Here is a 23,984-nt window from a genome sequence, read left to right on the forward strand (position 1 = left end):
CATTTTTGATAGAAATATTTTTTATTATTATCCTTAAAATTAAAAATTTATGAAGAAATTGTTTTTTATGGTGGCGATCTTCTTTTTTGGCGCTATGGCTAATGCTCAGGCGTGGACAGGAAAGGGGGATCAGAAAATACAACTGGGGCTGAGTGCCTGGGGATATGGAACCGGAATTACAGGAACGTATGACTATGGCCTCAACAAACTGATTTCAGTAGGAGCCGGGATCAATGGCTATTTTGATAATTATAAAAACAACGATAAAGATAATCGTGTTTTTGTGTTTGGAAGACTGAACTTTCATTTACAGGAAGCTCTAAATTTGCCTTCCAAATGGGACATCTATCCAGGAGTAGACCTTGGAGTTCTTGGAAGAGACTTTGGAGTGGGAGCTCACATTGGAGCCCGTTATTTCTTCACAGAAAAAATTGGAGTCTTTGCAGAGGTTGGTAATAATGGCAGCCTTGGTGTTTCTTTCAATTTATAATCCTATTATTAAATCAATCTTTAAATATGACAAAGCTTCTTGTTTCGGGGAGCTTTTTTATTTGGCATAGTTTTGATAATTGTTACCTTTGCAAATTAAAATCTAAAATTTATTAATGGAAATAGCAATTAAACTTTTTCAGTTCATTCTGAGCATCTCTATACTTGTGCTTCTTCATGAGCTTGGGCATTTCTTACCGGCAATATGGTTCAAGACCAGAGCAGAGAAGTTTTTCCTGTTTTTTGATCCTTACTTCTCCATATTCTCCATGAAGAAAATCAACGGAAAATGGCAGTATAAATTTTTATCAAAAAACTTACCGGATTCTGAAGTAATAGAAGTGAACGGAAAGAAGGAAGAAGTTCCTATCGATATATCAAAACTTCCGGACAACGACTGGAGAAAACACCCTGAACAAACAAAATACGGAATCGGCTGGCTTCCTTTTGGAGGATACGTGAAGATTGCAGGAATGGTGGACGAAAGTATGGATACTGCCCAGATGAAAAAACCGGCAGAACCTTGGGAATTCAGATCAAAACCAGCCTGGCAGAGACTTATCATTATGCTGGGGGGAGTTACCGTTAACTTTTTTCTTGCGTGGTTAATCTACAGCTGTTTATCATTCTTCAACGGAGAAACTTATACAGATATTACAAAATTTAAAAATGGTATTGAAGCCACTTCTGCAGGAAAGAAAATGGGTTTCCAGAATGGTGACAAAATCATTAGTGTAGACGGAAAACCGGCAGAAAGACTTGAAAATACTTCCATCAATATCCTTTTGGGAGATCATGTTACAGTAAACAGAAACGGACAGGAAGTTACTTTCCCTGTCAATGCAGACGGTGTAGCAGACGTTCTTAAGCAGAGAGAAGCAAAACTATACATCACCCCAAGAGTTTCTATGGTTGTTGACTCATTGGCTACTCCTTCTTCCCAGGCATCAGGTCTTGCAAAAGGCGACAAAATTGTAGGAATCAATGGTAAGAAAGCAGCATTCTTTGATGAAGTAAGTGCTCTTTTAAGTGAAAATAAAGGTAAAACAATTTCTGTAGATGTTGAAAGAAACGGTGCTTTCCAGACATTACCTGCAGTTTCCGTAGATAAAAACGGAAAACTGGGGATCGCAATTGATACCAAAAGCATTGCAAAAGATATTGTAACGAATAAAAAATATTCTTTCGGAGAAGCTATTCCAAGAGGATTTACAAGAACTATTGAAGCATTAACCACACAGGTAAAGCAGTTCAAAATTATGTTCAACTCTAAAGTTCAGGGGTATAAAAATGTTGGAGGTCCTATTGCGATCGTAAAAAACATGCCTGTGGATAAAGATGCGGATGGAAGCGTTAAGATCAACTGGGTTGCTTTCTGGAGCTTTACAGCAATGTTCTCCGTATGGCTGGCATTCCTGAACCTTATTCCGATTCCGGGACTTGATGGTGGACACGTTTTATTTACTTTATATGAAATTATTGTAGGAAAACCTGTTCCGCAGAAAGTTTTGGAAAACGCACAGATGATTGGAGTTATCTTCCTGTTAGGATTGATGTTACTGATCTTTGGAAGTGACATCTTCAAAGTATTTATGGGTAAATTATAATTTTTTTTAAAATTTTTCTTAAAAATATTTGTAGGGTATAAATATTCGTCCTATATTTGCACCACTTAAAACAAAGGACATTCCTCCTTAGCTCAGTTGGTTAGAGCATCTGACTGTTAATCAGAGGGTCGCTGGTTCGAGCCCAGCAGGAGGAGCAAAAAGACTTACAGAAATGTGAGTCTTTTTTTGTGTCTTACTATGAACTATTTCATGGCAAGGACACCAAATCTGAGAAATAACACACTTGTAGTTTAAATATAACGCAAAGGATTAATAGCTGGTACTTCATTTTTCAGGAAGCAAAGGCGGGAGCCAACTTTGTTGATTCTTTCTAAGCATTCGAATATCCACTCAGCTTCATCAGCGACTCCGTCGCCTTTTTATGTCCCTCAACAATAAGAGAATATCCTCTTTGCGTTTTGTAGAACCAATGAGTCCGACATAAAAAAACAAATATTTACAATTTTCCTTCACTTTCCCAGAAACATCTGTTTTATTGGATTTTATAAGCCTTTAAAGCATTTTACCTGTAACTATTTCGTCAATAATTCGACTATTCTTTTTTAGAGTAATCCGGATTGAGAAAATTTTTTACAAATAAACATTTCTATAAAAAGGCAAAAAAATTAACAACCAACAGATAGTATTGCATAAATACCCAATTGTACCATGAAGAAAACTATTATTTCGTTATTAACAGCATTTTCTATTATAGGGATTTCGGCGCAGCAAAAGTCTTATTTTTTATCAAGTCCTTCATTGAGTCCTGATGGAGAAACAGCTTACTTCGCTTATGACGGTGACATCTGGAAAGCAGATTCCAATGGAGGAAATGCTTCAAGAATTACCGCCCTGGATGGAGAAGAGATCAATCCCCGCCTTTCTCCGGATGGAAAATGGCTTGCATTCAGTTCTAATCAATATGGAAATTATGATTTGTATGTAATGCCCGCAGGAGGAGGAACCATCAAGCAGTTAACCTTCCATACCGGAAGGGATGAAATGGAAAGCTGGGCGTGGGACAGCAAAACGATTTATTTTACTTCCAACAGAAATAATAATTTCGGAAGTTTTAAAACTACAATTGAAGGAAAAACTCCGGAAAAACTTTTCAATAATTACTTTAACTACACCAATGGACTAGTGGAAACCCCTGCAGGAGAATATCTTTTCACAAGCTCATCTGAAAGTGCCCATCAGGTACAGAGAAAACGTTATAAGGGAGAAAATAATCCTGATATTCTTGGATACAATCCAAAAAGCAATTCTTTCAAACAGTACACGAACTATGAAGGAAAAGATTTCAACCCAAGTGTAGATAAAAAAGGTATTATCTATTTTATTTCTGATGAGAATAATGGAGAATATAATCTTTATAAAATCGAAAATGGTAAAAAAACTGCTTTAACGCAATTTGATACTTCTATAAAAAAACCGTTTGTCTCAGCAGACGGATCTAAAGTTATTTTTGAAAAGGATTATCAGCTTTATACTTATGAGGTAGCTTCAAAAAAAACAGCTCCCCTCAACATTAGCCTGAATACTAATAAAACCTTGGAAAAAGCTCAGAATTTCAATGTGGAAAATAATATTTCCTATTATGATGTATCTCCGGACGGTAAAAAAATGGCGTTCATAAGCCGTGGTATTATATTCGTTTCTGATATTGAAGGGAAATTTGCCCAGCAGATTTCTGATGGTAAAGAACGTGCTATGGAAGTAAAATGGCTGAAAGACAACCGTACTTTACTTTACAATCAGACTTATAATGGATATCAAAACTGGTTTACGATTCAGGCAGACGGAAAAGGACAGCCAAAGCAATTAACGGAAGATTTACGCAATAACAGAAGTATCACCCTTAATAACGACCTTTCAAAAGCCGTTTACTTAAGCGGGAGAGATGAAGTAAGATTATTGGATTTAAAAAGTTTCAAATCCACCACCATTGTAAAAGATGAAATCTGGGCATTCCAAAACTCAAGACCTTCATTTTCGCCAAACAATGAATATGTTTTGTTCTCTGCCAAAAGAAACTTTGAGCTGGATATTTTCATCTATAATATCAAAAAAGCACAGACTTTAAACCTTACCAACACTGGAGTTTCAGAGGAAGATCCCGTGTGGTCTCCGAACGGAAAATATATTTATTTCGCCAGCGACAGGACCAATCCGTCTTATCCTTTAGGCATGCAGAAATCCAACATTTACCGTATGGCTTTAGATTGGTTTGACGAGCCTTTTAAGTCTGAAAAATTCGACAATCTCTTCACTGAAGAAAAGAAGGAAACAAAATCTTCGGATAAAGAAAATGATAAAGATAAGAAGGACAAAAAAGGAGAAGACAAGAACAAAGAAGATAAAGAGAAAAAGGAAGAAAAAGAACCGGTCATCAAAGAGCTGAAAATAAATCCCGAAGATACCCTGGACAGAATTGAGCTGGTAACCGACCGATATGGATATCAGGATGATCCGGCCGTTTTCGCTGATGATAAAAAAGAAATTCTATTATTTAATTCTAATCAGGATAACGGAAAAAGACAACTGTACAAAAAGGTGTTTACCGATTTTGAGCCTGCCAAATCTGAAAAAGTGTTTGATAAAGCAGCTTATTATTTAACCAAAAATGAGAAAAACCTATTTGCTCTGATTGAAGGTAATATTTACAAAACAACTGTTGCCGCATTAAAACCTGAAAAAATCAATATCCAGTATAGTTTCGATAAAGATCTGGCCTCAGAATTTACGCAGATGTATGCTGAAGCTTGGACAGGTGTGGAAGAAAACTTCTACGACGAAAAATTCCATGGTATCGACTGGAAAGCCAAAAAGGAGCAATATGCAAAATACCTGCCGTATATAAATAACAGAAATGATCTGCGAATTTTACTGAATGATCTTCTGGGAGAGCTTAATTCTTCACACACCGGATTTTCTTCTACCGGAAAAGAGGAAACCGTATTCCTGAATTATTTCACCAACGAAACCGGAATTATCTTCAAAAAAGACCAGCCTTACACGGTAGAAAGCATTGTGAGAAAATCTCCCGCTTACCGTTCAGGGGTTGATATCAAACCTGGAGATCAACTGACTTCTGTAAATGGAAAAAAGATTGATGTAAACGAAAATATCGAAACGTATTTCACAAGCCCTAAAAAACAGGATGAGCTTGTTCTTACCTTCAACCGTGATGGTAAAACGGTAACAACCAAAGTACATCCGATTTCTAATGGAGAATTAAAAGGATTACTTTACGATGATTGGATCTACAACAATCATCAGCGTGTAGACAAGCTTAGTAATAACCGTATTGCCTACTCTTGCATGAAAAACATGTCTACTGATGAGCTGGATCGTTTTCTTCTTGATATGGTAGAACAGGAGAACAGAAAAGACGCTGTTATTCTCGATTTACGCTACAACACCGGCGGAAATGTTCATGACAAAGTATTGAATTTCCTTTCTCAGAGACCTTATCTGCAATGGAAATATCGTGAAGGAAAAATAACAACACAACCGAACTTCGCTCCTTCCGGAAAGCCTATTGTTCTTTTGATTAATGAAGCCTCATTAAGTGATGCCGAAATGACTGCAGCCGGGTTCAAAGCTCTAAAGCTGGGTAAAATTATCGGTCAGGATACTTATCGATGGATTATTTTCACTTCAGCAAAAGGGTTGGTAGACGGATCTTCTTACAGACTTCCTTCATGGGGAACTTACACATTAGACGGACAGAACCTGGAAAAAACAGGTGTAAAACCTGACATTTATGTAAAAAACACCTTTATGGACCGTCTTCAGAACAATGACCCACAACTTGAAAGAGCTGTTCAGGAAATCCTTAAAGATTTAAAAAAATAAAACTCCGGAACTATAAAATAAAAAAGACCTGCACTTTTGCAGGTCTTTTTAGTTGGTATGATCTTAACTTTTATGATAACAAGAGTTTTATTCCTCTGAAATTCTTTCCAGCTCAACAAGCTGTATAGGCTCACTCATCAATTCATCCATCTGGCCTGCAAAGTTCTTGAAATGTTCAGTTTGGGTATGAAATTCAAAAGCCTTTTCGTCTTCAAACGCTTCCCACATATAGAAAGTTCCGGCAGATTTTTTATCCTCAAAAAGAATATAATACATACAGCCGATTTCCTTACGGCTTGGTTCTATCAGTTGTAGTAAAGCATTTCTCAAATGATCTATTTTCTCCGGTTTAGACTTCAGTACCGCCACAGATTTAAACGTTTTGTTCATTGTTTAATATTTTATGTGATTTATATTTAAAAATTTTGGCTTATAATTTGACCCTGTATATAAAATACGGAGGTTTTCCGGCATCCGGTTGACCAGAAAACGCTGTTGTTGTATGAAGTTGGTTGACTGAAATATACAGGTAGCGATCATCAGAAACTGCAATATTATCAGGCCACTGTAATTTTGAATCTTTAATGAATTCCGTAAGATTTCCATTTTTATCCAGCTTACTGATACCATGACCTCCAAGATCAGTAATGTAATGATTCCCTTGTTGATCTGTAGCCACACCATCACTCACAGGTTTTTCTCCCAGTTTCTTAATGGATTTTCCTATTGCATGGTCATCTTTATTTTCTCTAAAAAGTTGGGCAGGAACTTCATACCATGATGTTCCATTCATAGAACCAAAGAATAACGTTTCCCTGTCATCTGACAGCGTAATAGGATTAATGCCTACACGGGACGGTTTGCCTCCAAAATCAATGACCTTTCCATCAATAATCATATCAACATCTTCCGACTGTAAAGCCTGATGACCACCAAACCTCCTTGCTTTTTTTGTTTTAAGATTCAATGCAATAATTCCCGGATTGGCAATATCAGCAAGGTAAGCCCAGCCATTTTTTTCATCGATGGCAACATCCTGAATAAAACTGCCTTTCGGAGCAATATCAGCTGGTAATTCTATCTTTTCAGCGACTTTATTTTTTTTCAGGTCGAAGCACCAAAGACGGGTTTTCCCAAGCTCAAGCCCCATATCAATCATCCAAAGCCGATTTCCTTTATCTATAGTGACTCCCAGCGGGGTATCAAATTTATGACTATCAGCCGGCTGTCCGTTTTTCTGTAAATCCGTAGACGGAAAAGCCACTGCTTTCCCATTGCGGATTTCCACCAATTGCTGTTTGGGATCGGATAAAGGGTGCATCGTCGCAAATACCCTTCCGTTATGACTCACGGCTACATTTCCTGGTCTGGAATCAGTAAACTGCGCTACGACTTCAAGGTTTTTCCCATGTGCTGAAAGATAAGATGCAGATCCATCTATCCAGTCTTTACGCACAGGAGTAAAAAAGTCCAGATCTTCGGTTCCATCTTCAAGGCAGAAGAACTCATGCGTAATACCTGCAGGAATCACCAGGACGCCACCAGCCTTTATAATATGTTCTTTCCCATTCATGAGTACTTTTACACTTCCCTTATTGATATAAGTCACCTGCTCGTTCGGATGACTATGGGGAGCTACATGAGCATCTTTATCCATTTTCCAAAAGGCAAAAGTACTTTCTGAGCCGGATATCCATTTACGCTGTAATCCTTTTCCCACCTGTTCCCAAATTCCTTTATTAAAATCTGTTTGAATGACCTTCTGCTGAGCCTTAGCTGAGTTGAAGAAAAATAGTGCTGAAATTGAAGAAATCAAAAAAAATCTATTGGTTTTCATCTGTATATATGATTAGTATGTTATAATTTCTAATAATGAAATTTGATCTTTTAGCGGGTAACTTTTTTATGCTGGTAGACAATTCCAATATATGAACAAGGCAAAATTATACTGATAATTAGCAAATTACCGGTACAAAACTTCTCTATTTTTGTATAATTTTGCCAATATAAAGCAACCCTCATGAACAGAGACGTATTATATGAGCCATACAGTATTCATTTTGAAACATTAGAAACATTCCCGGATAAAGAGAGCAGAAAAAACTTCTTTGAACTTGTCTTTATTTTATCAGGCACAGGGCAGCATTGCATTAATAAGCACAGCTTTTCCTATTCGGATAATCACATGTTTCTCCTGACCCCACAGGATTGCAGCCAGTTTTGGATTGATACTAAAACCCGTTTTTTCTTTCTGAGGTTCAGTAATATTTATTTAAAAAGTGATAAAATTTCGAAAGAGAATATCAAGCGTTTGGAATTTATTCTTGAAAATGCCAACCACAAGCCCGGATGTATCCTAAAAAATCAGACAGATAAAACACTTGTAAGACCAATCGTAGAAGCTTTGATAAGAGAAGCCGTCAATAAAGACCTGTATCACAGCGATATAACCGCACAACTCATTAATACACTCATTGTTATTGTTGCCCGCAATATTGCCAAATATCTTCCTCAGAAGATCGATGAAACCTCAGAATCAAGAATTATTAGTATTCTGAATTATATACAGGCAAATATCTATGAACCTGAAAAAATACGAACTGAAACCATCTGCAAAGAGTTCGGGTTTTCTGAAAATTATCTCGGTAAATACTTTAAAAAACATAGCGGTGAAACCCTTCAGTCTTATCTGAATAATTATAAAACCACCTTAATAGAGCACCGTTTAAAACACAGCAACAACAGAATTTCAGAGATTGCCGACGAATTGGGATTCACTGATGAGAGCCATCTTAATAAATTTTTTAAAACGCAGCGGGGCAAAAGTCCCAAAGCTTATCGGCTGGAATTTATAAAATCATGAATAACCTCCTGCTCATCCCAGAAAAATATTTAAAATTTAATTTATTGAAAAATAAACCAATAGCTCTTTTCATTCAATATTCAGGAACAAAAACTTGCTTGGTACGGATATTCCTATTATATTTGCACCACTTAAAACAAAGGACATTCCTCCTTAGCTCAGTTGGTTAGAGCATCTGACTGTTAATCAGAGGGTCGCTGGTTCGAGCCCAGCAGGAGGAGCAAAAAAGACTTACATTTCTGTAAGTCTTTTTTTATGATATAAATTCTTCATAACGGCTGCAAAATATTTCTAAAAAGCAGGAACGTTACCTTTCTTTTAATCTCCTGATTATTATATTTTAAGCATTAAAATTTCCCGATTATTTTTTAATCCATACATATATTATTTTCGCTATTTTTGTCGTTTTATAGGATAGAATAAAAATATTTTATTTTTTTACCTATTTTTTAAATAAACTGCATGCTTTTTGTTTATGATAATTGCCTGAAGAAACGAATGATGTTAAACAATAACTCCCAAAAACACTATCTTTTATTTTTCTTTCTGATTCTCGCCGGTTCCGTATGCGCTCAAAACAAAGCGAGCGGCAAGGTGGTTGACGAAAAGAGCAGTAAAGAACTCAATAAAGTTGATATCTTTATCAACGACAGTAAAAAACCTGCCCTGACGACAACTTCAGGCAGTTTTATTATTCAGTCTGATAGCATCATCCATCAACTAAGATTTTCCAGAAAAAATTATACTACAGAAACCCTTGATATCACTCCCGAAAATGCTGACAATATTTTCGTACAGCTTTCGCAGGCTAAAGTAAGCGACATTCAGGAAATTGTTCTTCAAAGCGGAAAAACAAAATACAAAAGCAAGAAAGAAAATCCGGCTTATGCAATTATGCAGAAAGTATGGGCACAAAAAAGAAATAACGGACTGGAAAAATTCGACACCTATTCTTATAAAGAGTATGAAAAAACGCAGTTTGACCTAAACAATCTTGATAGTGCCTTCATGAAGAAAAAGATTTTCAATAAACTGGATTTCATTTTCGATTATGCAGATTCCACAGCAAGCGGGAGACTTGGACTTCCTATTTTCCTGAACGAAGCCGTTTACGAAAATTATGGTAAAAATAAACCGGAAAAAAACAGCAAAAGAACATTAGTAGCCCAGAAAACTTCAGGTTTTCAGGATAACCAGGTGATTACGGTTTCTGCTAAAAACTTATACCGTGATATTAATATCTACGACAATACTCTTAATTATTTCGATATCGGATTCCAGAGCCCTGTCGGAAGTGATGGTTTCAGTACTTACGATTATAGCCTTATGGATACCATTACGATTCGTGGTGAGAAAGCATTTCAGATAAGGTATCAGCCTAAGAGAAAAGACATTCTTGCATTCCAGGGAAACCTTTATATTGACACCGATACTTATGCTGTTTTAGGAGCAACATTAAAGTCAACACAGAAGATCAACGTCAACTTTGTCAACAGTGTGTATACTCAGGTAGAATACGACAATCCTGATGACGCTACATTTCTTCCTAAAAAACTGATCACTGAATTTGAAATGAGTCCTTTCTCAAAAAAGAAAGGTGCAAAAAGTATCATCGCCAAAAGATCGGTAGATTATTCTGATTATCAGTTCAACAAGCCTCTTGATCCTAAAGTATTCAAACGTACCGAAGAAGAATACGAAGACAAGTTCACCAATAAAGACGATGCATATTGGACTAAAGCAAGACCTGACACTTTATCTAAAGCAGAACAGGGCGTTTATAACATGCTTGACCAGCTTCAGCAGACGCCGAAATTCAACCGAATGGTAAAACTGTTTGAAACCCTCGGTTCACGTTATTATAATGCCTTTAAAGGAATAGATATTGGTCCTATTTTCTCAATTTACGGAAGAAATGAAGTAGAAGGGGACAGAATAAGATTAGGAGCAAGAACCTATTTCGGATTGAATGATACCTGGAGAGCGCAGTTTTATACAGCTTATGGTTTCAAAGATCAACAGTTTAAATATGGCGTAGAAGCAAGATATATGTTCAATAAGCTTAACCGCTTTATGATTGGGGCAGGAACCAGCAGAGATATTGTTCAGCTTGGGGGACAGCTTACATCAGGGGATGGTGTTACGCCGCAATCTTCATCTACCAGTACCTTTTTTGCAAGAGGAGAAAACATTTCTTTAAGTTCTGTAAACAAAACAAGCGTTTTTGCAGCTATTGAACCATGGAAGAACTTCCAGATTAGAGTAGATGGAGTGATGCAGAGTATTCATTCTGCAATTCCTGAAAAATTCAACCTGATGTATTACAAGGATGGGCAGCTGAGAAAAACAGTGAATGATTCTCACGTTACCATCAGTTTAATTGCCAAACCTGGTGCAAAATTCTCACAAACCGGTATTGACCGTTACCAGGCCAGAAACTTAGCTCCAACTATCGTTTTAAGATATACACGAGGTATTGAAGGATTATTTAATGCTGATTTCAATTATGACAAACTCCAGTTCATGCTCTACAAGGCTTTTTTAATTGGAAGTATGGGAAAACTGGTGGTTAATTTCGAAGCCGGAAAGAACTTCAATACAGTTCCTTTGGCATTACAGAATATTATTCCGGCAAACCTTTCCTATGGTCTGGTTCCGAATACTTTCTCTCAGCTTAACTATTATGAGTTTGTGACGGATGCGTATACAACTCTTCAATTAGAGCATCATTTTAACGGTAAGATCCTTTCTTACATTCCTTTGATTAAAAAACTGAAACTGAGAGAAGTTGCATTTATCAGAGGAGCCTATGGTACATTAAGTGATGCCTCCAAAGCGATCAATGTAGAAGGTTTTAAATATTCTGCACCAAGCGAACATATCTATTATGAATATGGATTCGGGATTGAAAATATAGGAATCGGAAATCTTAGAATCTTCAGAGTAGACTTCAACTGGAGAGGAAATTATCTAGACAGACCTGATATTTCTAAATTCGGGGTTAAAGCAGGGTTCCAGGTAGGATTTTAAACAGATTATAATATAAAACACGTTCGGCGGCTTCTTTGAAGCCGCCGAACTTTTTTGTAAAGCTTTAATTAAAAACATTCGCAAGGTTCTTCTACATCAAGAAGGCAACGCATTTTCTGTTCCTTTGTCAGTCCGCACCATGTACTACATGAAGTAATTGGCTTTGGTGGACACCATACTGTACCAGCTCCTCCGTTGATTTCTTTCAGATTCTTCTTGGTTAATTTTCTTAAATTTTTCATGATTGTTTAGTTTTATTTGCTGCCTACTCTCTTTGCTTTTCGGCTATCGCAACTGATTCAAATCTGAACAGTTAACAAATATAAAATATTTCACGAATAAATGAATACATCAAAAAGGCCAATAAAAAAACCTCAGTAAAAACTGAGGTTTTAATTTTTATAAAACGCTTAAATTATGCGTTTGGCTCTACAGATACAAAAGATCTGTTGTTTGCTTTCTTTCTGAAAACTACTTTACCATCTACTAATGCAAACAAAGTGTGATCTTTACCGATTCCCACGTTATCACCTGGGTGGTGCTGAGTACCTCTTTGTCTAACAATAATATTTCCGGCAATAGCTTCTTGTCCTCCGAAAATCTTCACACCTAATCTTTTAGAGTGAGACTCTCTACCGTTCTTGGAACTACCGACTCCTTTCTTGTGTGCCATTTTATTACTGGATTATTTATTAAGTGCTTTAAATTGATCGATATTCTTAATGATAGCAGCATCTACTTCTTCATGAGTAAGAATATTCTTTTCTAATTCAACTTTAACTGCTTTACCTAAAGTAATTAAAGTTTCTCTGTTCTCTTTAGACTGAGACAAGTTGTTTTTCTTTAAGTGATAGTTCAATTCGTGATCTTCACCAAAGTTAACAGTTGCGTTGTCAGAAAGAACTTCACCTTTCACAGTTTCTTTTTTAGCAGCAGCTTTTTTAGCTCCACCCTCAAAACCTGTAATACCAGTGATTACGATTTGAGTTAAAGATTGTCTGTGACCGTTTTTCACTTTGTAACCTTTTCTTCTTTTCTTTTTGAAAACGATTACTTTATCAGCTTTAACGTGGTCAAGGATCTCTGCTTCTACAGTGATTCCGTTTACAGCTGGGGCGCCTACAGTGATTGCACCGTTTACAGTAAGAAGAACTTTATCGAAAGAAACTTTTCCTCCTTTATCTCCTTTTAAACGGTTTACAAACAACTTCTGGTCTTGCTCAACTTTGTATTGAAGCCCTGCTATTTCTACAATTGCAAACATTGTTTATAAATTTTTAGTTATTTCGAGGTGCAAATATACATATAAATTTCTAAATAGCTTACAATCAAATCAATGTTTTTTTTATTAAAATCCTATTCACTATGTTTTGAATAATTTTTTTCAATAATGTACTCACACTTAAGAGATAATTTCATACCTTCGTTTTACCAAATTGAATTTATATATGAAAAGAAACTTTAATCTCTGCTTACTAGCAGGTGCCATTGCTGTTACTTCTTTAACAGCATGTAGTGATGACCAAATGGACAACAATGTTCAACCTCAGCAAGAAGCACTAAGTGCAAAAATTGATCAGCCTGGGGATCTTGAAAAAATCTGTTCTTATGTAGACAACAACTGGAGCACCAATTCAGTTTTACTGACCGGGCTTCAAAACTCCACAGACACCAATTTTATGAATGGGCAAATGACTAAAATTGCAAGCATGTGGGGAAGAAGCAATCCTACGCTGCGTTTTGTGAACGATCCATCCAATTTCAATTCAACGTACAATGCCATTTCTTACTCTACAGGAAAAATCTATTATGGTTATGCCATCTATTATGATGCAAAATCAAAAGGTGGTGATATTGTAAATGCAATGATCCTTGCCCATGAGTATGGACATCAGTTACAGTATATCTTCAATCTTCCTTCCGTATCAGAATCAACGTACAGACCGAATGAGCTTGAAGCAGATGGTTTTGCAGGATACTATTTGAGAAGACCTAACGGATACAATAAAACCAGCTTTGCAGAAATTGCAGCAGCTTATGAATTTGCCCAAAGTATCGGCGATTATCAGACAACCAATGTAAACCATCATGGAACTCCTGCACAGAGAAGATCAGCAGTTCGTTTAGGATTCCTTTTAGGACAATACGATCTTAATGCCTCCAATTTCGATTACAACTTCTTCTATTACTATCAGGGAGTACTAAATGGAACTTACAAGATGGCTAAGAACACTGTAAATCCTGAAATTGACGCATACATGAGTCAATATATAGATGAACTTAGAAAAATTCAGTCGGGAGAAATTTCTGCAGAAGAATTTAAACATCTTCAATAAACGAGAACATTCATTTTTAGCATATTTAAGAAAGGAGGCGGGCAGTATGTTCCGCCCCTTTTTTGTTTTTAAAAGCTTTTATATTTTACCCAATCAATTTGTTTGTATTTTTGAAAAAAAATAATTCCATGAAGTATTGGTTACTTATAATTTCCTTTTTCATATTAAACTCCTGTACTGTTGCGGGAATAACAAATGATTACGGCAAGCTCTCATCCACTGAACAGCAGAGCATTATCCCTATAGAGGACTTTTCAAAAACAGACACTGAGCATATTTATAAGATAAACGGCTCTCAGCTAAAGAAAGAATTAACAAACCATCCAAAAGCATTAGTATATGTATTTACCAATGGCTGCTCATCAAAATTGTGTCTGCCAATGTCTTCATACGAAACGTATGCTAAAGAAAAAGGATATAAACTATTCCTGGTCATGAATGGCTATCATAATATCAGCGAGACAACCGCTCAACGCTCAGCCGTTTTCACGGAACCTCTTTTTGCTATTGACAATGATTTTTATAACTCGAATATAAGAATGAAGTACATGAGATATTTCGAAAACGATCTTCGTGGACTGGAGCACAGCCAAAAGCCTGAATGGGAAGGCAATCTATACTTTTTTGAACACGGACAGCTAAAACGAATCACTAAAGAACTTCCAAGCAATCTATAATGAACAGAGATCTCTACATTGATTTCGCCAAAGGACTGGCAACACTTTCCATCATATTTATCCATACTGCATTCTGGTCTGGACAGTTTTATATTCCCGCAGAAGTAAGAGTTTTTTCTCTGGTCTTTGATGTGGCACTATTTTACGCACTCAGCGGAATTACTTCAGGAGCCAATATTGAAAAAACATTATACCGTCTTCTGAAACTCCAGATTACCTATATGATTTTTGTGACCTTCCTGTTCTTTTTAGATTACTTCTTTAAAGTCTTTGGACTCAGCTTTTTTTCTATGGAATGGCTTCAGAGCTTTTATTCTGCATTTGGATCTAAATATTCTACAACCAGCATCTCAACATACCCTCAATGGGAAAATCTGGGAAACTGGTATCTTCATCAGTACACCAATGCCGATACTTTTCCTGTAGTGATGGGAAGTTTCTGGTATCTTAAAGTGTATTATATACTCACCGTTTTCGGTGTCCTTATCCTAAGGTTTTTCCCAAAACATATCAATTGGTTTATTGGACTTTGTATTGCCTTAACTTTATTATTCAACATCTTCCCGGAGTATTATCCGACGGGGCAAGTTGGATACGTTGCATTTTACCTTGCTGTATTTTTAACCGGCCACAAAATGCGTGGAAAAAAGATCCCTACCAAAGCTATTCCTGTATTATATGGACTTGTAGGAGCAGCTCTCATATGGATGTTCTGGTACTACGGAGGAGACATCTTCTATAAAATCAATAAAAATAAATTTCCACCAAAAGTTCCTTACATCATCTGGGCATTATTCTCTCTTACCACATTATTTGTTCTTTACAACCGACTGAAAATCACAAAAGAAAATTTCATCACCTACATCGGAAAAAATGCTATTTTCTTCTATTTTGCACAGGGAATCAGCTCTTCACTCGTTTATTTTCTGGTCGTTCCGTTAAAAGAAAACATGCCATGGTGGCTTTTGATGGTCATTATTTATGGAATTAATATCATTTTAGCCTTCATTATTTCTGCAGGATTGAAAAAAGTAGATACCTCAGGCTGGAATATTCTGGAATTCTTAAGAAAAAAGACCGCATCTTAAGACTTTAAGGATCAAATTGAAATAAAGTCACATTTCTTACCTCAATTTGTTTAAATTTACAAAAATTTTACAACATGTTTAAGTTGAAACTACCTACCGACCCAAGGTGGGCAAATATTGCAGAAGGAAACATTGGAGAAATTTTAACGGATCATGCCTGGTGCGAGCAAAAAGCAGCTACCAATGCTATAGGCCTGATCACCATGCTTCCGGAATATCCTGAGATTGTGACTGAACTTCTTGCCATTGCACAAGAGGAACTGGATCACTTTAATCAGGTACATGAGATCATCAAAAAAAGAGGCTTTACTTTTGGAAGAGCAAGAAAAGATGATTACGTGAATGAACTGGCAAAATTTATTGTACAGGGAAGCAGAGAAGACCTCATCGTAGACAAAATGCTTTTTGCCGCTATGATTGAAGCCAGAAGCTGTGAAAGATTCAAAGTTCTTACGGAAAATATCAAAGATGAAGAACTTAAGGTTTTCTACAAAGAACTGATGATTTCTGAAGCCAATCATTACACTACTTTCATCGGATTTGCAAGACAGCTCGGAGACCCGGAAAAAGTAAACAAACGTTGGGAAGAATGGTTGGAGTATGAAGCCAATATTATTAAATCCTACGGAAATAAAGAAACCATCCACGGTTAAAATAATAATAGTAAAGAATACACCTTGAAGAAGCCAAGCTTTGAAAATATCGCCAATATGTTCCTGAAAAATTTTTTCCAGGGATTGGTTATCATTGGTCCTATAGGGCTTACTATTTTTGTAATCTGGTATATTGTAAGCGCGATTGACAACCTTGTTCCTTCTTTAGCCAAGCAGGTTCCCGGGCTTGTATTCGTATCTATTATTTTGTTTACAGCTATTTTAGGATATTTAGGAAATAAATTCGTGGTCGGAAGATTCTTTTTCGATACCATGGACAGCTTACTGGAGAAAACTCCGGGAGTAAAACACATTTACACTCCTACGAAAGACGTCATGTCCTCATTCGTAGGCGACAAGAAAAAATTCAACGATCCTGTATGGGTAAAAACCAACGAGAATCCGGAAATCTGGAGAATCGGTTTTTTAACTCAAAAAGAAATGTCGGACGTTGACAAGCATAATTACGTTGCGGTATACCTTCCCCACTCGTACGCTATTTCGGGCTGGGTAATTGTTACTGAAGAAAAAAACATCAAACCTGTAGTGGGAATGACAGCAGCTTCTGCCATGAAGTTTGCAGTGAGCGGCGGTGTAGCCGGATTCCATTCTGATGAAAATATATTTAAGGCTCCGGAATAATCTCTTTTTCCGACTTATCTATACATTGATGAATTTTGAAAAATTATTTTCAAGCACATTTTCTTTACAAACAATTTAAAACATAATTTAACTCATGAATTTACCGTACGCGGAACCTTTCCGCATTAAAATGGTGGAAGAAATCTATCAGTCCACCAGAGAAGAAAGAGAACAATGGCTTAAAGAAGCTAATTATAACCTTTTCAACCTAAGATCTTCGCACGTTTATATTGACCTGCTTACCGATTCAGGAACGGGAGCAATGTCTGATAGACAATGGTCTGCTTTGATGACCGGAGATGAAAGCTATGCTGGATCACGTTCTTTTGAGCAGTTACAGAAAACCGTTGAAAAAATTACAGGATTCAAATATTTATTACCAACACACCAGGGAAGGGCTGCTGAAAACGTCCTTTTCTCAGTATTGGTAAAAGAAGGTGATGTAGTTCCTGGGAACTCGCATTTTGATACGACAAAAGGTCATATCGAATTCAGAAAGGCACATGCAATTGACTGTACGATAGACGAAGCTTTTGATATTAATGATCTTCACCCATTCAAAGGAAATATCAACCTTGAAAAACTGGAAGAAGTTTATAAAAGCCATCCTAAAGAAAATATACCTTTCTGCTTAATTACGATTACTTGTAACTCTTCTGGAGGACAGCCTGTTTCTTTGGAAAATATGAAAGCTGTAAAAGCGCTCTCTGACCAATACGGAATCCCTGTATTCTTTGATTCAGCAAGATTTGCAGAGAATGCTTACTTCATCAAAAAAAGAGAAGCAGGACAGGAAAACAGAAGCATTAAAGAGATCTGTAAAGAGATTTTCTCTTACGGAGACGGAATGACAATGAGTTCCAAAAAAGATGGTTTAGTAAACATCGGAGGATTCATTGCATTAAACAACGAAGAGGTTTTCAGAAAAGCCTCTAACTTCACCATCATCTATGAAGGTTTCATTACCTATGGAGGAATGGCAGGAAGAGATATGGCAGCATTGGCCGTAGGACTTGATGAAGCTACTGAGTTTGCTTACCTTGAAAGCAGAATTTCTCAGGTTGAATATCTTGGAAATAAACTGATTGAATATGGAATCCCAGTTCAGAAACCAATCGGAGGACACGCCGTATTCATCGATTCTTTGAACTTCCTTCCGAATGTTTCCCGTGAAGAATATCCGGCTCAGACATTAGGACTGGAAATTTATAAGGAAGCAGGGATCAGAACTGTAGAAATCGGGACTTTACTGGCAGACAGAGATCCTGACACAAGAGAGAACCGTTATCCGAAGTTAGAACTGGTACGTCTGGCAATTCCTAGAAGGACTTACACCAACAACCACATGGATTATATTGCTGCTGCCATCAAAAATGTATACGAAAGACGCGAAGAAATAGCAAAAGGCTACAAGATCACGTGGGAACCGGAAATTTTAAGACACTTTACCGTTCAGCTTGAAAAAGCTTAATCATAAAACCGGAATTCTTTCCGGTTTTTTTATGTCTTAAAATTCAAAATTGTTTTAAACAAACAACAATCTGATTCTTTACGTTCTCAAAGACCAGCCATCTCTTAATCCACTAAAAATCATTAAGATATTGCAATAGAACATATCTTATAAACACATATAAATCAATCATATTTTTTTATTGCATAGTATATCTTATGTTTTTCGTTTTATTTTTCATGAAATCAAAATTAAATTGACTTATTTTTTTGAAATAGTGAAGGTTTTTAATTTTAATTTTGCATTTACCTAAGGGTGATTAAAAAAAATACTTACAAAACCAACCTGAAAAACACTTTATTCCGAAAATGAAGAAAATTGCTGTCGTGGGCGCCGGTATTTCTGGCTTAAGCATGGCGAATTACTTAGAAAAGCACAAGATTGATTACCACATTTACGAAAGGAGAAAAAAGGAAGATCTGGCAGGCCACGGTTTTCTTATTCCGCAGGAAGGAATGGATTATCTTTACCAGATTATTGACTCCGAACTGCTTCTTAAGCATGGAAACTTTTTAAAAAAATACACAAAATATTCTCACACTGGAAAAGTACTGGCTGAAAAGAATCTGGATCATGTTTTCGCCATTTCAAGACATTCACTGATCAGTTTATTAACACAAAATATTACTCCGCAAAAGATAACCTACGAAGAAACTATCATTTTTGATGATCTACAGAACGGTAAACTGAAGCTTTCCGATGGGACTGATATTGATGCTGACATTGCTGTCATCTCTGACGGTTCCAGAAGCCGCATCAGAAAACATCTTTTTAAAGATGAAATGATGAGAGTGGTAAGAGAAAGTGAAGTCGTGAATATCATTCAAAACAAAGAAATTGCCAATTCTATTGAAAATGACTTTATGAAGTTCCACCATGAAGACGGAGGCCTTACTTTCGGGATTCTTAAACTTTCTGATGATACTGTTCTTTGGTATTCACAGTTTGACAACCAAAAATACATGATCAATGAATGTTCTGTGGAGAACTTAAGAAAATACATGATTGAAATTTTTGAAAACTGGCATCCTCTAATCCCGGAAATCATCCAAAAATCGGACTATAAAAATGTACATTTATGGAATGTCTATGAACTTGAAAAACTTAATCCATTTTATCAAGAAAACACAGTATTCATAGGTGACGCAGCACATCCACTGATTCCATTTACCAGTCAGGGAGTTACCTCTGCTTTGAAAGACTCACTTTTATTAACGAAGTATTTAGTTGAAGAAGAAAATATACAGACCGCCTTCAGTAAATACGAAGCTAAGAGAAAACCTGAAATCGAAGTTCATATTAACAACGGAAGGATATTACTCAATCAGTTTTTGCTTCCACTCAACCAACAAACCGAAAATATTTTACCCATATCTTATAAATAATAATGTTCACCAATAACGATATCAACCTTGAAGCCTTGAAAAGAAAGGCATATAACGGAAGATGGGCTACGCTCGAAGATGGAATCATTCCTCTTACAGCAGCTGATCCCGACTTCAGAACAGCACCTGAAATAGAACAGGGAATTATTGAATACCTGAAAGACGGTTACCTCAGCTATGGCCCGTTTTCCGGACTTCCGGAATTTAAGAAAAGCGTGGCAGATCACTTTAACCTGGAAAAACACGGAAGCTTCTCACCGGAGAATGTTCTGGCTGTCAACAGTGCTGCCCAGGGAATGTTCCTTATTGCATCCTATGTACTCAACCCCGGAGATGAAGCCATTATTCTGGATCCTGTAGATTTTCTTTTCAAAAAATCGGTGGAAACTGCGGGTGGGAAAGTAATGCTCTGCCCTGCGGATACAACAACAGGAGAAATTGATTTTGAAAAAATGGTTTCTTTAATCAATCCCAGAACTAAACTTATCAGCATATGCAATCCTCACAATCCGCTCGGAAAAGTTTACTCTAAAGAAGTATTGATAAAAGTAGCAGAAATTGCATCTGCTCATGATCTTTGGGTGATGAGTGATGAAATCTGGAGTGATATTATTTATGATCATAAAGACTTTCATACCTATTCTTCCGTTTCAGATAAGGCAAAGAGAAAGAGCTTTACCGTGTATGGGTTTTCAAAATCATTTGGAATAGCAGGATTGAGGATTGGAGCCGTACTCTGCAATGATGAGGATATTCTTGAAGATTTCACAGAAAAATCCAATTTCAACTCTACAATAGAAGGGGTTTCTACTTTGTCTCAAATTGCCGGAAGTGTAGCACTGGAGAAGGCAAAACCATGGTACAAAGAATTTTTGGCTCACTTACAGAGCAATAGAGATCTTGCTTTCAGATTATTAAGCCATTCAGAAATTGTAATACCTAATCTCCCGGAGGCAACTTTTGTATTGTTTCCAAAGATTAAAAACGGAATGACAAGCGATGAGTTTGCCCAACATGTCTTAACTCACGGGAAAGTCGCTATTGTTCCGGGATCAGAAAGATGGTTCGGAAAAGGAGCTGAAGGACATATCAGAATTTGCTTTTCTACATCCCAGGAAATTTTAGAAGAAGGAATTAACAGAATCATTACCAGCTTTTAACATTAAAAATTTTAATTAAATATAAATAATAGATTATTATTTTTCCGAATTTATCACAAATCAACACGAAATTAAGATATCCATACTAAATATTTTATTTTCATGTTGATTTAAAAATAAATATTGATAATTTTGATTGAATCATCACTAAAAATTATTAATATGAAAATAAAATATATCAGCATTATTTTCCTTGGAGTTTCTGCCTTCTCCTATGCCCAGCAGGTAAAAGATACTTTGAAAGAATCAAAAATTGACGAAGTTGCCATTACCGGAAGCCGAAACAAGAAAAGAACAGTGGTAAACACGCCCGTTCCTATTGATATTATAGACATTAAACAGGTAAGCCAGTCAACGGGTCAAGTGGAAATCAACCAGCTTTTACAATTTTCAGCACCCTCTTTTAACTCCAATAAACAATCAGGATCCGACGGTGCTGATGCTGTAGATCCCGCTACGTTAAGAGGTCTTGGTCCTGACCAGACTTTACTTTTGTTAAATGGAAAAAGATACCATCAATCTTCACTGATTAACCTTTTCGGAACCAAAGGAAGAGGAAATACGGGATATGACATGAATACGATCCCTATTGGCGCCATAAAAAGAGTGGAAGTTCTTCGTGACGGAGCATCAGCCCAATACGGTTCGGATGCTATTGCATGAGTAATTAATGTTATTTTGAATGACAGAAATAATGGTTTTGAAGGAAATCTATTCACAGGTATGAATCTTTTCAAAAGTCCAGGTAATAATGACGTAGTATCAGATCACAAAGTAGACGGAACCACCTTTGATTTCAATGGAAATTTGGGAACTAAAATAGGATCAAAAGGTGGTTTCGGAAACTTTACCGTAGAATTCATCAATAAAGATTACGCCATACGAAATGCCAATCCAGATGTTTACACCTCTCCCAGACAGCGTTTCGGAGATGCAAAAGCTCAGAACATCTACTTTTTCGGAAATATTGAAGTCCCGTTATCTGATGGTCTGAAGTTTTATTCCCGCCAAGGTTTTTCACATAGAAATACTAAGGCTTATGCATGGACCAGAACCCCAGATGCAGACGGTAATATTCCTGAAGTTTACCCTACAGGATTTAACCCGGTTGAAAATACCAGCATTACGGATTTTACGTTTGACAACGGATTAAAGTTCAAAGTTGCAGACTGGGATGTAGATTTTTATAATGCTTTTGGTAACAACAGGTTTACTTACCAGATAGACAATACAATTAATGCCACTTTAGGAGTCAAATCTCCTACAAGCTTTAATGCAGGAGGACATTCTCTGCTGCAGAATACAACTGGGTTTAATGCTGTGAAACAGTTCAAAGTACTGGAAGGGCTTAACGTTGCTTTCGGATCTGAATTCAGATATGAAAAATTTGATATCATCAAAGGAGAAGAGGCTTCTTACGCCATGTATGATATCAATGGAAATCTGGTGACTTCAAACACACCTCAAAACTTGTTGGTTACGAATCCGTCAAGTGGCAATGTAAGGCCAGGTGGTTCACAAGGTTTTCCTGGCTATTCTACAGATACAGGAAATAGCAGAAACAACTTTGCTGCTTATGTAGATACAGAATTGGATGTTACTAAAAACTGGATGATAAGCATTGCCGGAAGGTTTGAAAATTATAATGATTTCGGAAGCACTCTGAATGGTAAATTTGCTACAAGATATGCGATCACGCCACAGTTTGCTTTCCGGGGATCCGTTTCTACTGGGTTCAGAGCGCCTTCTCTGGCTCAGAAATACTACAGCCAGCAATTTACCAACTTCCAGGGCGGTAAACTGGTCACTATTCAGCTCGCTTCTAATGACAGTAACATCGCAAGCAGCCTGGGAATTCCTCAACTGAAGCAGGAAACCTCAGTGAACGGTAGCGCCGGGTTTACCTTCAATACTGGAAAATTCACAGCCACCGTAGATGGTTATTACATCCGTGTTAAAGACAGAATTGTTCTTACCGGATATTTTGCACAAGCAGACTTACCAGAAAAAGTTCAAGAAGAGAATCCATTTATCGACCAGGTACAGTTTTTTTCCAATGCCATCGATACCAAAACAAAAGGAGTTGATGTGATCTTAAGCTATACTGAAAATATCGGTTCCGGAAAACTGACTGCTACATTAGCAGGAAACTATAATGATATGGAAATCACAAAAGTCAATACCTCAGAACAGCTGGCAGGGAAAGAAGATACTTACCTGAGTGCAAGAGAAAAAGCATTTATTCTTGCTTCTGCTCCGAAGACAAAAGTAAATTTAAACCTTAATTACAGACTCAACAAATTCAATGTAAATCTGCAGATGGTACGATTTGATAAAGTAACCCTGATTGGTTATGACGACTCAGAACAGGTCTATAATCCAAAAGTAACCACCGATCTTTCTTTCGGCTATGAATTCTGCAAGAATCTGAATCTGACTTTAGGAAGTAAAAACCTGTTCAACAGATATCCTACTTTACAGACTACACATGTATCCGACGGAAATACAGAAGCCGGAGGTATTTTTGATCCTGTACAGATGGGATTTGCCGGAAGACAGGTTTTTGCCAGACTTAATTTTAAGTTTTAAGAGAATAAAAAGAAACTGTATCAAAGGTTAATAATTTCACCTTTGTCATTCTGACGAAGGAAGAGTCTCATTTATAAACCAATAACATAAGATT

Annotated in this window: 20 protein-coding genes and 2 tRNA genes; 17 read left to right on the forward strand and 5 right to left on the reverse strand. The window is 36.7% G+C overall.

What is annotated here, in order from left to right; translation table 11 throughout:
* Positions 1–49: 49 nt before the first annotated feature.
* From RHP76_RS14235 to RHP76_RS14250, 4 genes are all read left to right on the forward strand, one after another.
* A complete protein-coding gene (locus RHP76_RS14235) occupies positions 50–490 on the forward strand; it encodes a DUF6646 family protein (protein WP_047428734.1) in 441 nt (146 codons plus the stop codon).
* Between the two features lie 115 nt (positions 491–605).
* A complete protein-coding gene (gene rseP / locus RHP76_RS14240) occupies positions 606–2,096 on the forward strand; it encodes an RIP metalloprotease RseP (RefSeq protein ID WP_311228434.1) in 1,491 nt (496 codons plus the stop codon).
* An 81-nt stretch (positions 2,097–2,177) separates the two neighbouring features.
* Positions 2,178–2,251: transfer RNA gene (locus tag RHP76_RS14245), tRNA-Asn, on the forward strand.
* Between the two features lie 514 nt (positions 2,252–2,765).
* The gene (locus RHP76_RS14250) at positions 2,766–5,957 is read left to right on the forward strand and encodes a S41 family peptidase (RefSeq protein WP_311228435.1); all 3,192 of its coding nucleotides are present in this window, start codon (positions 2,766–2,768) and stop codon (positions 5,955–5,957) included.
* Positions 5,958–6,044: 87 nt separating this feature from the next.
* Here the strand turns inward: RHP76_RS14250 and RHP76_RS14255 are convergent, their stop codons facing one another.
* Both RHP76_RS14255 and RHP76_RS14260 read right to left on the reverse strand, forming a co-directional pair.
* Positions 6,045–6,347 carry a putative quinol monooxygenase gene (locus tag RHP76_RS14255; protein ID WP_120233332.1) on the reverse strand — a complete coding sequence of 101 codons (303 nt, stop codon included), beginning with the start codon at positions 6,345–6,347 and terminating at the stop codon, positions 6,045–6,047.
* A 40-nt stretch (positions 6,348–6,387) separates the two neighbouring features.
* Complete coding sequence (locus RHP76_RS14260; protein ID WP_311228436.1) at positions 6,388–7,794, reverse strand: L-dopachrome tautomerase-related protein; 1,407 nt, start codon at positions 7,792–7,794, stop codon at positions 6,388–6,390.
* A 183-nt stretch (positions 7,795–7,977) separates the two neighbouring features.
* Between RHP76_RS14260 and RHP76_RS14265 the strand changes: the two genes are divergently transcribed.
* The 3 genes from RHP76_RS14265 to RHP76_RS14275 all read left to right on the forward strand — a co-directional run bounded on the left by RHP76_RS14265 (position 7,978) and on the right by RHP76_RS14275 (position 11,850).
* Positions 7,978–8,820 (forward strand): AraC family transcriptional regulator, encoded by an 843-nt coding sequence (locus RHP76_RS14265; protein WP_062676093.1) that lies wholly within the window; start codon positions 7,978–7,980, stop codon positions 8,818–8,820.
* Positions 8,821–8,967: 147 nt separating this feature from the next.
* Positions 8,968–9,041, forward strand: a tRNA-Asn gene (locus tag RHP76_RS14270).
* 277 nt (positions 9,042–9,318) lie between these two features.
* On the forward strand, positions 9,319–11,850 hold the full coding sequence (locus RHP76_RS14275; protein ID WP_311228437.1) for a DUF5686 family protein: 2,532 nt from the start codon (positions 9,319–9,321) through the stop codon (positions 11,848–11,850).
* Between the two features lie 68 nt (positions 11,851–11,918).
* Here RHP76_RS14275 and RHP76_RS14280 read toward each other — a convergent pair whose 3' ends face one another.
* From RHP76_RS14280 to rplU, 3 genes are all read right to left on the reverse strand, one after another.
* Positions 11,919–12,092 (reverse strand): bacteriocin-like protein, encoded by a 174-nt coding sequence (locus tag RHP76_RS14280; protein WP_157885793.1) that lies wholly within the window; start codon positions 12,090–12,092, stop codon positions 11,919–11,921.
* A gap of 173 nt (positions 12,093–12,265) precedes the next feature.
* Positions 12,266–12,523 carry a 50S ribosomal protein L27 gene (rpmA, locus tag RHP76_RS14285; RefSeq protein WP_002984034.1) on the reverse strand — a complete coding sequence of 86 codons (258 nt, stop codon included), beginning with the start codon at positions 12,521–12,523 and terminating at the stop codon, positions 12,266–12,268.
* A gap of 12 nt (positions 12,524–12,535) precedes the next feature.
* Complete coding sequence (gene rplU, locus RHP76_RS14290; RefSeq protein WP_076597840.1) at positions 12,536–13,114, reverse strand: 50S ribosomal protein L21; 579 nt, start codon at positions 13,112–13,114, stop codon at positions 12,536–12,538.
* A 184-nt stretch (positions 13,115–13,298) separates the two neighbouring features.
* Between rplU and RHP76_RS14295 the strand changes: the two genes are divergently transcribed.
* The 10 genes from RHP76_RS14295 (at position 13,299) to RHP76_RS14340 (ending at position 23,890) form a co-directional block, all read left to right on the forward strand.
* The gene (locus RHP76_RS14295) at positions 13,299–14,186 is read left to right on the forward strand and encodes a neutral zinc metallopeptidase (protein WP_062676095.1); all 888 of its coding nucleotides are present in this window, start codon (positions 13,299–13,301) and stop codon (positions 14,184–14,186) included.
* A 128-nt stretch (positions 14,187–14,314) separates the two neighbouring features.
* On the forward strand, positions 14,315–14,863 hold the full coding sequence (locus tag RHP76_RS14300) for a hypothetical protein (RefSeq protein WP_062676096.1): 549 nt from the start codon (positions 14,315–14,317) through the stop codon (positions 14,861–14,863).
* Complete coding sequence (locus RHP76_RS14305) at positions 14,863–15,951, forward strand: acyltransferase family protein (protein ID WP_311228438.1); 1,089 nt, start codon at positions 14,863–14,865, stop codon at positions 15,949–15,951. Before RHP76_RS14300 ends, RHP76_RS14305 begins: the two co-directional genes overlap by 1 nt.
* 74 nt (positions 15,952–16,025) lie before the next feature.
* A complete protein-coding gene (locus RHP76_RS14310; RefSeq protein WP_062676098.1) occupies positions 16,026–16,604 on the forward strand; it encodes a MiaE family protein in 579 nt (192 codons plus the stop codon).
* 24 nt (positions 16,605–16,628) lie between these two features.
* Positions 16,629–17,246 carry a DUF502 domain-containing protein gene (locus RHP76_RS14315; RefSeq protein WP_062676099.1) on the forward strand — a complete coding sequence of 206 codons (618 nt, stop codon included), beginning with the start codon at positions 16,629–16,631 and terminating at the stop codon, positions 17,244–17,246.
* A 94-nt stretch (positions 17,247–17,340) separates the two neighbouring features.
* Entirely contained in the window at positions 17,341–18,717 is a 1,377-nt protein-coding gene (locus RHP76_RS14320; protein WP_277693594.1) for a tryptophanase TnaA, read from the forward strand.
* 347 nt (positions 18,718–19,064) lie between these two features.
* The gene (locus tag RHP76_RS14325; protein WP_311228439.1) at positions 19,065–20,141 is read left to right on the forward strand and encodes an FAD-dependent monooxygenase; all 1,077 of its coding nucleotides are present in this window, start codon (positions 19,065–19,067) and stop codon (positions 20,139–20,141) included.
* A 2-nt stretch (positions 20,142–20,143) separates the two neighbouring features.
* Positions 20,144–21,301, forward strand: a complete 1,158-nt coding sequence (locus RHP76_RS14330; protein WP_288442689.1) for a pyridoxal phosphate-dependent aminotransferase — start codon at positions 20,144–20,146, stop codon at positions 21,299–21,301.
* 162 nt (positions 21,302–21,463) lie between these two features.
* Positions 21,464–21,964, forward strand: a complete 501-nt coding sequence (locus tag RHP76_RS14335; RefSeq protein ID WP_311228440.1) for a TonB-dependent receptor plug domain-containing protein — start codon at positions 21,464–21,466, stop codon at positions 21,962–21,964.
* A gap of 15 nt (positions 21,965–21,979) precedes the next feature.
* Positions 21,980–23,890, forward strand: coding sequence for a TonB-dependent receptor plug domain-containing protein (locus RHP76_RS14340; RefSeq protein ID WP_311228441.1), 1,911 nt, complete (start codon positions 21,980–21,982; stop codon positions 23,888–23,890).
* Positions 23,891–23,984 lie beyond the last annotated feature (94 nt).

The sequence above is a fragment of the Chryseobacterium sp. SG20098 genome (assembly GCF_031844745.1).
Lineage (GTDB): Bacteria > Bacteroidota > Bacteroidia > Flavobacteriales > Weeksellaceae > Chryseobacterium > Chryseobacterium cucumeris.